Origin of the sequence: Martelella alba (genome assembly GCF_006516955.1) — a bacterium.
In the GTDB taxonomy this organism is placed as follows: Bacteria; Pseudomonadota; Alphaproteobacteria; order Rhizobiales; family Rhizobiaceae; genus Martelella; species Martelella alba.
Window position 1 is genome coordinate 1 of the sequence record NZ_VHLG01000033.1, and the last position, 8,458, is coordinate 8,458.

At 52.1% G+C, this 8,458-nt stretch carries 9 protein-coding genes; 3 read left to right on the forward strand and 6 right to left on the reverse strand.

What is annotated here, in order from left to right; all coding sequences use genetic code 11:
- The first annotated feature begins 939 nt into the window (after positions 1 to 939).
- Positions 940 to 1,551, forward strand: a complete 612-nt coding sequence (locus FJU08_RS22375; protein ID WP_141151260.1) for a hypothetical protein — start codon at positions 940 to 942, stop codon at positions 1,549 to 1,551.
- 7 nt (positions 1,552 to 1,558) lie between these two features.
- Here FJU08_RS22375 and FJU08_RS22380 read toward each other — a convergent pair whose 3' ends face one another.
- Together FJU08_RS22380 and FJU08_RS22385 are read right to left on the reverse strand one after the other, a co-directional pair.
- A complete protein-coding gene (locus FJU08_RS22380; protein ID WP_141151261.1) occupies positions 1,559 to 2,263 on the reverse strand; it encodes an AbiTii domain-containing protein in 705 nt (234 codons plus the stop codon).
- Positions 2,264 to 2,521: 258 nt separating this feature from the next.
- Complete coding sequence (locus FJU08_RS22385) at positions 2,522 to 3,346, reverse strand: DNA adenine methylase (protein WP_141151262.1); 825 nt, start codon at positions 3,344 to 3,346, stop codon at positions 2,522 to 2,524.
- A 290-nt stretch (positions 3,347 to 3,636) separates the two neighbouring features.
- Here FJU08_RS22385 and FJU08_RS22390 point away from each other — a divergent pair, with 290 nt between their 5' ends.
- Together FJU08_RS22390 and FJU08_RS22395 are read left to right on the forward strand one after the other, a co-directional pair.
- Positions 3,637 to 3,966 carry a hypothetical protein gene (locus FJU08_RS22390; protein WP_141151263.1) on the forward strand — a complete coding sequence of 110 codons (330 nt, stop codon included), beginning with the start codon at positions 3,637 to 3,639 and terminating at the stop codon, positions 3,964 to 3,966.
- Entirely contained in the window at positions 3,966 to 4,535 is a 570-nt protein-coding gene (locus tag FJU08_RS22395; RefSeq protein ID WP_141151264.1) for an SOS response-associated peptidase, read from the forward strand. Before FJU08_RS22390 ends, FJU08_RS22395 begins: the two co-directional genes overlap by 1 nt.
- 120 nt (positions 4,536 to 4,655) lie before the next feature.
- Here the strand turns inward: FJU08_RS22395 and FJU08_RS22400 are convergent, their stop codons facing one another.
- The 4 genes from FJU08_RS22400 to FJU08_RS22415 all read right to left on the reverse strand — a co-directional run bounded on the left by FJU08_RS22400 (position 4,656) and on the right by FJU08_RS22415 (position 8,323).
- Complete coding sequence (locus tag FJU08_RS22400; protein WP_141151265.1) at positions 4,656 to 6,449, reverse strand: DUF262 domain-containing protein; 1,794 nt, start codon at positions 6,447 to 6,449, stop codon at positions 4,656 to 4,658.
- Positions 6,450 to 6,616: 167 nt separating this feature from the next.
- Entirely contained in the window at positions 6,617 to 6,940 is a 324-nt protein-coding gene (locus FJU08_RS22405; RefSeq protein WP_141151266.1) for a hypothetical protein, read from the reverse strand.
- A 13-nt stretch (positions 6,941 to 6,953) separates the two neighbouring features.
- The gene (locus FJU08_RS22410; protein ID WP_141151267.1) at positions 6,954 to 7,376 is read right to left on the reverse strand and encodes a hypothetical protein; all 423 of its coding nucleotides are present in this window, start codon (positions 7,374 to 7,376) and stop codon (positions 6,954 to 6,956) included.
- Positions 7,373 to 8,323, reverse strand: a complete 951-nt coding sequence (locus FJU08_RS22415; RefSeq protein ID WP_141151268.1) for a glycoside hydrolase family protein — start codon at positions 8,321 to 8,323, stop codon at positions 7,373 to 7,375. The genes FJU08_RS22410 and FJU08_RS22415 overlap by 4 nt, the downstream gene beginning before the upstream one ends.
- Positions 8,324 to 8,458: the final 135 nt, after the last annotated feature.

Genomic DNA, 8,458 nt, shown 5'->3' on the forward strand with positions numbered 1-8,458 from the left:
TGGTGCCGCTGATAGGAATCAATAAATCGCAATTTATCAAATATATTCAATGACATTGATGGACCACGCTGCCAAATTACCGCTCTTTTCGAGTCAATAGCTTATAGCTACCGTGTCCCACAGTGATTTTCTCCCGAGGGCTATCGTGTCCACTAAAAACGACGGCTGTGGACAACAGTACCCGCACGTCAGGTGGACGAACAAGCGCGCAAGGGCAATCACGCTTGGAAGTTTCATGGCGGGACCATTTCGCTACTTCCCAAATGCCTTGCCCCAACAATGAATAGGCAACGATCGCTGATTTTTGCCGAGTGCTGTGGAAAATCCTAAACCTATGACCTTTGCCCACTGGCAGAGGATGAAGTGATCGCCTTCAACGCCTGATTGGGGCCCGACAACAGAATGCCTGATTCTCAGCTATAAAATTGCGGTACCGGGCGTTCGCACTTCCTGTTTTAGTCACACTAAAATGATTGGTGGGTCTGGGGGGAGCGCCCACCAGCGCTCATGAGCCTTAGAAACCGAGCCTTCAGGGAGGGCAAGGGGGACCCATTGCCCCCTTCTGTGTCTTTCCATGACACGGGAGCACGAGGTGCGCAATCGTCTACGAGCTAACTCTGCATGTTCGGAACGTTTGGGCGGCAGCTTTGTCTCCATGCTCCGGTTGTGGCGAAACTCCTAATATTGGCCATTTGCAACCTTTCACGCTATGTTCCCAACAGTGATAAAAGTCGTCCTTCGCTAACCTTGAAACGAAGGTACTTCTTATTCAGGAAGCAATTTCTCGAACAGCGACGGGACTGGGTACTCCTGCACTAGAACAAGCTAAATTTACTTGATATTTTCGTGATGGTTGACCTGCAGTAAGGGGCGCGCTATTTGCTGTCAAAGCTTTTGGTTATCTGCTATCGGCCATTTGTCAGATACCATGGAGGCATTATGCTGAGCGAATTCAACAAAGATAAGATTACGCTGGTTAAAGCGGATGGTACTGTTGAGAGAGAGCAAATACCTGCGTTCGTTACAGGGGATATGATATTTACAGCTGAAACACAGTTGCCTGTTGAGGTGGGTGATTACCTACTGCGCAAATTGCCGAACGGTTTGGTTGAAAAGTACGAGGTAATGAACCCAAAGTACTACGATGGGGAGTACGGCCTGGCCCCCCACTTTCAGATTGAAGTGGTGCGATTTGGTACTCCGCAAGCTCAAAGGACGGTCCCACAAGGAATTACCAACAATTTCACGGGCCCAAATTCTCGCGTAAATATCAACTCGACAGACAACTCAATTAACATATCGTCGGATTTCTCGTCTGATCAGTTGCGCGACTTTATTGAACAGGTACGGTCCGTGCTTTCTCACCTTCCGGAAGGCAGCCAAGAGGCTGTGGAGGCGAAGCTTGCTATTATTGGTGAAGAAGCAGATAAACCAAAACCATCAAAAATGCGGGTTCTTTCTGCGCTCCAATCCATCAAGTCAGTTGCCGAAGGCGCATCAGGTAACCTCGTAGCCGCAGGTATCATTAACCTAATTGGAGCGCTCCTTTAGCGGGCGCCTAATCTGCAATATTGGCTGAGTTGTCAGTAGAGTTCAGATTGACTCGCGAGTTAGCAGCGCCGCTGTTGAGAATATTTGTGACATTTCCGTAGAAAATTTGCTGCGTAAGCTGTTCGACATTATTCTGGTCATCAGAGGACATTTCAATCGGGTTCGCACCCACAGCGATTTCCCTCACCGCGGGGACCTGTTTTTCAAGTTGCAGTGTGAAATCTAACGTCTTCGCGCGCACCGCGTGCTGAATTCTTGCGAGTGCGCCAGTATCAATCCTACTCTTGATATCAATTATCGCCATCCCTTTATAAATCTTGTTTTGCAGTATCATTTTTAAATTGCTGCAATCGATACCAAAGTGTCCATCCGGATTCATATTATTTAGTTGGTGATCAATCAGGGGTAGACTATCCCTTATATGAATATTGACCCAATCATCACCAGCAAATTCGGCCACTAAAGCACTCGGAATTGAAACGTTGTTAATTTGCTGTGCTATATTTGCAAAAGAGCCCGTGTAGGTAATATGTGCGGTGCGATAATCAGGTAAATCAACATCGTTCGGATACCCTTCCGCTTCGTGTTGTACCCACTCTTCCAGAACATTTGTATCAAGTTTCGCAGCCAAGAAACGAAGCTTGAGCAGGATCGCGCCGACACTGGCATTTTCATCAAGAAGGGCTGCTTGAATGTCATGGATAAGAGGCATTTTGCTTGTTTCCTAAATTGCGGTACGCATCTCTACAATACCCCGAAAACACCGCAGGTCGTAATTAATTTGCAACAGGGAGAATTCGAAATCGAAACTCGCGCTTGTTTTTTCCATCAGATGGCCTCAGAGAATCCGTTTATGTTTTCAAAGCTTTCATTAGACGTGTTTCTACCCGAGGTGGCTGCTGCGGTTAAGACATTACTGCCCTCTTGAACGTAGCAATTGAGAATGTTGTTTAGGATATGATGCCTCCCCCTAGAACAGGGGAAGGTTCCTTTCCTCAGTGCCGGACTTACCATCCAGGATGATCACCTCGCCCACAGCCTTCGGCGGTGCATTGCCAACCGTGTAGTCGAGTTTCACATCGGCGAAGCGGAAAGCGCGGAAGATCTCCCGCACCTCAGGCCGATCATTCAGCGACAGGATAAAGCGGCCCTTGATGCCGGCCAGCAGTTCTGCCATTTCGGCAAAATCCTTCCGGCGAAAGCAGTCTTTGCCGTAGTCGGTCTCGCAACCGTAATAGGGCGGATCGAGGTAGAACAGCGCCCCTTCCCTGTCATAGCGCGCGATGAATGCCCGCCAGTCCAGGTTCTCGATCACCACACCTGAAAGCCGCTCATGAACCTCTTCGAGGATCGGGCCGAGCCTGGTGATATCAAACCTCGCAGATCCATGACGATCCACGCCGAAATTGCGACCGCTAACCTTCCCGCCGAACGCCAGGCGCTGAAGATAGATGAACCGGGCGGCGCGTTCGAGATCGGTCAGCGTTGAGGGATCACTCGCCGCCAGGCGCTCAAACTCACGGCGCGATGACAGCTGGAATTTGATCACTTCCATGAATTGCGGATAGTGGCGCTGCAGGATCCTGAACAGGGTCGTCACATCCCCTGAAAAATCGTTGATGACCTCGCAGCGGGCAACCAGCGAACGGCGAAAGAAGACACCGCCCATGCCGACAAAAGGCTCGGCATAGAGATCGTGCGGGGTTTGTTCGATGATGGAGGCAACCCGACGGGCGAGAAGCTTCTTGCCACCGATATAGGCAGCCGGCGGAGAAACCGGCCGAACAGAAATCATTCCTTGCATTGTGTGAATATACCGAATCTGCCACACCGTCTCACGCCTGCGCAGGCGCTCGGGTGCGGTGAGGATTCTATGGACTTACCGGACGGGACACGTTTGGCGACTGACCCGTCGTTTGCAGCCTTGGCGGGCTGCGAACCGCCCGATGCCGGGCAGAAAAATAGCCGGTGAAGCACACGCTTCGCCGGCTTTGAGATTCAGTCTGCGGATAGAGGTCCGCTTGACTCTGAAAACGACCTGACAAAAATAGAACATTAGAAGAACAAAAGTCAGGTCATGAGCAAATGCCCACCCGTCCACCTCCGCGCGGAATGCCGATCGGCCGACCATGGCGCACGCTTGGCGATGCCGCGCGCGACGGTCAGATCGTACAGATCTATTGCGGTGGCTGCCGGCGGCAAGTGAACTTCCTCGCCCGCGATCTGGCAGCGATAAAGGGCGACATGCATTACCTGCATGAACCGCCCTTCATCTGTTCGCGCTGCAAGACCGACGAATACATCAAGATATCGACGCACTCGCCATCTGATGCGGATTATGGTGATATTCGGGTCAGAAGGCCGGCCGGGCTCAGACAGATCTGGAAGACCGTCAAGCTGGGAGATGACGTCTGATGTGCAATCTCTACAACAACACGACAACGCATGAAGCGGTGCGGCAGCTTTTCAAACCCACGGCCGATCTGACCAACCGAGCCGACTTCAGCGAAGATTACTATCCAGATCGCCCTGCCCCGATCGTCCGCAATATCAACGGCGAGCGCGAACTCACCTTCGCCACCTGGGGCATGCCTTCACCGCCCTTCGTGACGAAAGGAAAGCCAGACACCGGCGTAACAAACATCCGCAACACATCTTCGCCGCACTGGCGCCGATGGCTCGGCATCGAACACCGCTGCCTCGTGCCCTGGACAACCTTCTGCGAATGGGAAGACACCAAACCGAAGAAGACCAAGCGCTGGCTTGCCATCAACGAAAACAAGCCGCTCGCGGCCTTCGCCGGGATCTGGACGACATGGGAAGGCGAACGCGGCTCACTGAAGAACCCGCGCCCCGGAACACATGAGCTATTCGGATTTCTGACCTGCGAGGCCAATGCGGTGGTAAAGCCGATCCATCCGAAGGCCATGCCGGTCATTTTCACCACTAAGGCTGAAATGGATATGTGGATGCGCTTACCATGAGATAGATTTATGAAAATTCAAAAACCGAATTCAAAAAAGTATTATTTTATTATATAAGTATCAAAACTCAGATATTTATTCTAAATCGAATCGGACATTTTGAAACACAAATCATATTTCCTACCTGAATCGCCCAAACAGGGCAGGATATCCTTTTGGCTCAACCTCAAATACTTGTGTGCCCTGCCTCTGATAATACTTATCACAATACATAGAGGGTTGATCCTGACCAACAACCTCGAATACAAACACACTTTTATCAAAATATGATGCACTTTTCAGTCGCGAATTAACGAAGGACTTAAGAGGTTCTGAAATTCCGCTCCTTGAAATTCTGTCAGTAATATCTTGGAAAAGCTGATCTAAGTTCTTGCCCATCTTTGCCGCTTCGTGTTCCACTCCAGTCACATAGAAACCGCCTTGAGCAAAAGGCTTAACACCAAACAATTCTTCGACCCTCACAGCGGTCGCGGGCTTGTCGGCAACTCCCACCACAACATACCCTTTGTGGCCTGGGCCAATATTGGCAATCGCCACGCATGTCTCCAAAATCTTGTCAAATGCCCCCTCGTCAAAAGAAGGCACAGCCGCGAGCGTCATGAACCCCTGCTTGAAATCATAGGCCGATTGTTCGGTCTTCGAACTCATAAGAAGATTATTGAGCTTGGTCACCCACTGAACCTTGGCGGGGTCTGGAGCAGCATCATCTTCAAAGTAGTTCTGGATCATGCCGATAACAGAATCCACGGATGCAGCTCGAGCATCAGCCCCCCACCGCCCTCCTTCTTGAATTGGGATCATCTTCCCCATGTCGCAAAGCTTTCCAACCAATCCGGTGCGATCAGAAACAGCCATCCCCTTTGAAACGATCAGATTATGAAAGGCGAGAAAAACTGACTGAAAATAACGAGGAACTACATTTCCTTGGTTATTGTCTGAGAAAAGCCATTGGGAGAATGTCACCCCTGAAGCGTTAATACACAAAATAATAGCATCAAGTATTCTCTGAAAATCATGTTCAAGAAGTTCAGATGTACGACGCCGAACGGCGATATCCATTGCCTCAAAGCGATCTTTCTTAGCCCCTTCCAAAGGAAATGACGCCCCAAAGTAGTCATCGAACAATTCAGTGCGAGATGCTACAGGTGCCTCCGATAGCATATACGCTATCAAATCAGCAACAAGCTCCTCGTCTCGACTTTGCCTCAGTTGATCCTTAGTAAGAATATTATTCGATACCCAGAATACATCGTCTGCAACTATACCATAATGCAACTCCCTATTCGCAATGCTTATTTCCTTCATTGCATTTAGTAAAAGAGTGTCTGAATTCGAGACATCACCTCTCACCGAGGAAGAGATCAGACGCACGCAGTCGGCAAATGCATTTGTCGCACCAGCCGCTCTCAGCTCTTGACGCGAAAGCTGTCGACCGCCCGAATTGATCCGACGAAACACTTCATCGATTGATTCATTTTCAGCGAATTCATAAATAGATAGAGGAACAGGATAAGAAGCAATAGCCAAGCATTGATCACGAGGCAATATTGGATTCATTTGATCGATTACACTTCGGTCCATCAAATCTTTTGTTGTCGCAAATGTATTTAGATCAAAATAACCTCCATCGATTGGATATTCATTACCTATGAATGACATAATCGCATTCATTCTTTGCATACCATCGATAATCTCGAGTGTTCCGGTAGACCCATCTTTTGGCTCGGCAAGAAGAATAATTGGAATGGGAAACCCATTTACGATCGAGTCTATGAACTTTTGCTTCTCATTTAACGTCCAAATCAGTTTGCGCTGATACCGCCGATTAACGAGGTACTTTCCCCCAATATAAGCCAGATACATCCGCTCGACTTGCTCTCCTCGAACGACAAGCTCTTGTTGAATGTTAGGCATTTTATTCCCTCCCTAAATAGATGTGACTGGCCGTAGCGTAGCCGCCGATCGTAGAAGCAACAGCGAACAAACGAACATTCTGCCTATAGGCAAATTGATAGGCAGAAATAGATCGTTTGCGCAATCCCATCTCCCAAAAGTTGGGCCATCACATTTTGACGGTAACCTCACCCTCCCTTCAATGCCCTGAGCATCTGCATAAACCCGTCGGAGAGCCACACGCCGAACCCGGTCCCGGCCATGGCGGCGCCGAGGATGTAGCCGCGGCCGATCTGCTTGATCTTCTGATACTCGGCGACAAACTCCTCGGTTTGGCCCAGACGCTCGGATAGCGCCCGGTTCTGTTCCAGCAGCCGCTCGTTCTGGTGCTCGACCGTGTTGAGCCGGTGATGGATATCCGAATGGCTGGCGCTGTTTTCGTCCACCTTCTGGATCAGGGCATCGAGCTTGCCCTGCACTTCGCCCAGCTGCCGCGCCAGATCGACCGTCATATTGATTGCCCCGCTATTTCAGGATTGCCCGCAGCCCGGCAACGCCAGAACCGATATAGAAGACCCACTGGATCATGTTGCCGGCCCACTGATCGAGCGGGGCCGGGAAAGCGGCGATTGTCCAGGCCTGCGCATAGACGCAGTCCGGGCACCACAGCATGTTGTAGAGGCAGATTGCCGCCCACCAGATGGCCAGCGGCACAAGGAAGAGCGCGGCGAAGATCCAGAACCACGGGACCGCGAGTTTTTTCGCATTGAGATCGGCAAGCGTCCGGGTTTCTTCGATGACCTGTTTCAGATACTCGGCCGTCAGATCGGCTTCGATCTTCTTCTGGTCGGTCGCAGTGGCGGCGCGGCTTTCCAGAAGTACCACCGCCTTGTCGAGGATCCCGCCGGCGCCGATCTTCACCAGGAGTGTGAGGAGCGCTGCAATCATACCTCAACCTCATGACCGGTGACGGTGTTGATGCGGCGGGCGAGAATGTCGCGGTATTTCCACGCAAACCAGAGGATGGCCGCCCCGGCGACACCGGCGGCAATCCAGCCCCATGGCAGGCCTGCCGTCCAGGCGGCGGCACTGGTGGCAGCGGCAGAGGCGCCGGACTTGGCGGCTGCATCTTTCAAGGCCCTGGCATCACGGCGCAGCTGGGCGAGTGTGGCCGGGCCGATAATGCCGTCATTGACGAGATGCGGGTGCGCCATCTGATAGGCCAGCACGGCCGCCTTTGTCTTCTGCCCGAACCAGCCATCAATGGCACCGGGATCAAAGCCCCGCGCCGTCAGCAGTTCCTGCGCTTCCTTGACCACCGGGTCAGCGGTGACGACAGGCTTTGCCGTTGCCTGACGCGGCACACCTTCCGGCGCCGGGGCCACCGTGTCGACACCGGTATAGATCCCCTTTTCGAACAGCAGCGCCTCTTCCTTGCGCCGGCGCACCAGACCGGGCAATTGCTTGCCGCCAGCGGTGTTGTAATGGCTGCCGAGATAGTCGGCGGCTTCTTTCAGCTTGCCTGCCCGCCAGAGCTTGCCGAACTGCCATTTGGAGACGACACGACCGCCGAGGTTATAGGCGGCCGAGGTCGCGGCATCCATCTGGGCTTGCGTGCGGCTGTCGGGCGAATTGGCAACGACTTCCTTGCCATAGCCGGTGTTCAGAACGACCTGCAGGATCCTGTCGCAGTCTTCCGTTGCAATCTTTGTCTTGCCGGGAACAAGCCTGGTGATCCCGATCTTTTCAAGCTCGGCCTTGCAGTAGGGCGAGGCCATGGTGAAGCCCGGCCCGATGGTCGGCACGCCGACGGGATCGAGATAGGCGGTCGTGGGGCAGCCTTCATGCAGGCGCACAAAGGCAGCGCCCCGGCTGGAAACCGTGGTCACAGTCATTTTGATGGTCCTCAAGGAGTAGTAAAATGGTCAGGAAAAGACCGGCATGGTCTGTTCGTGTTCCGTTGCCGGATTGGTCACGTTTACATGCGCCAGATCAGAGATAAGAACGCATGTTCTCGCCTCAGGCGAAGC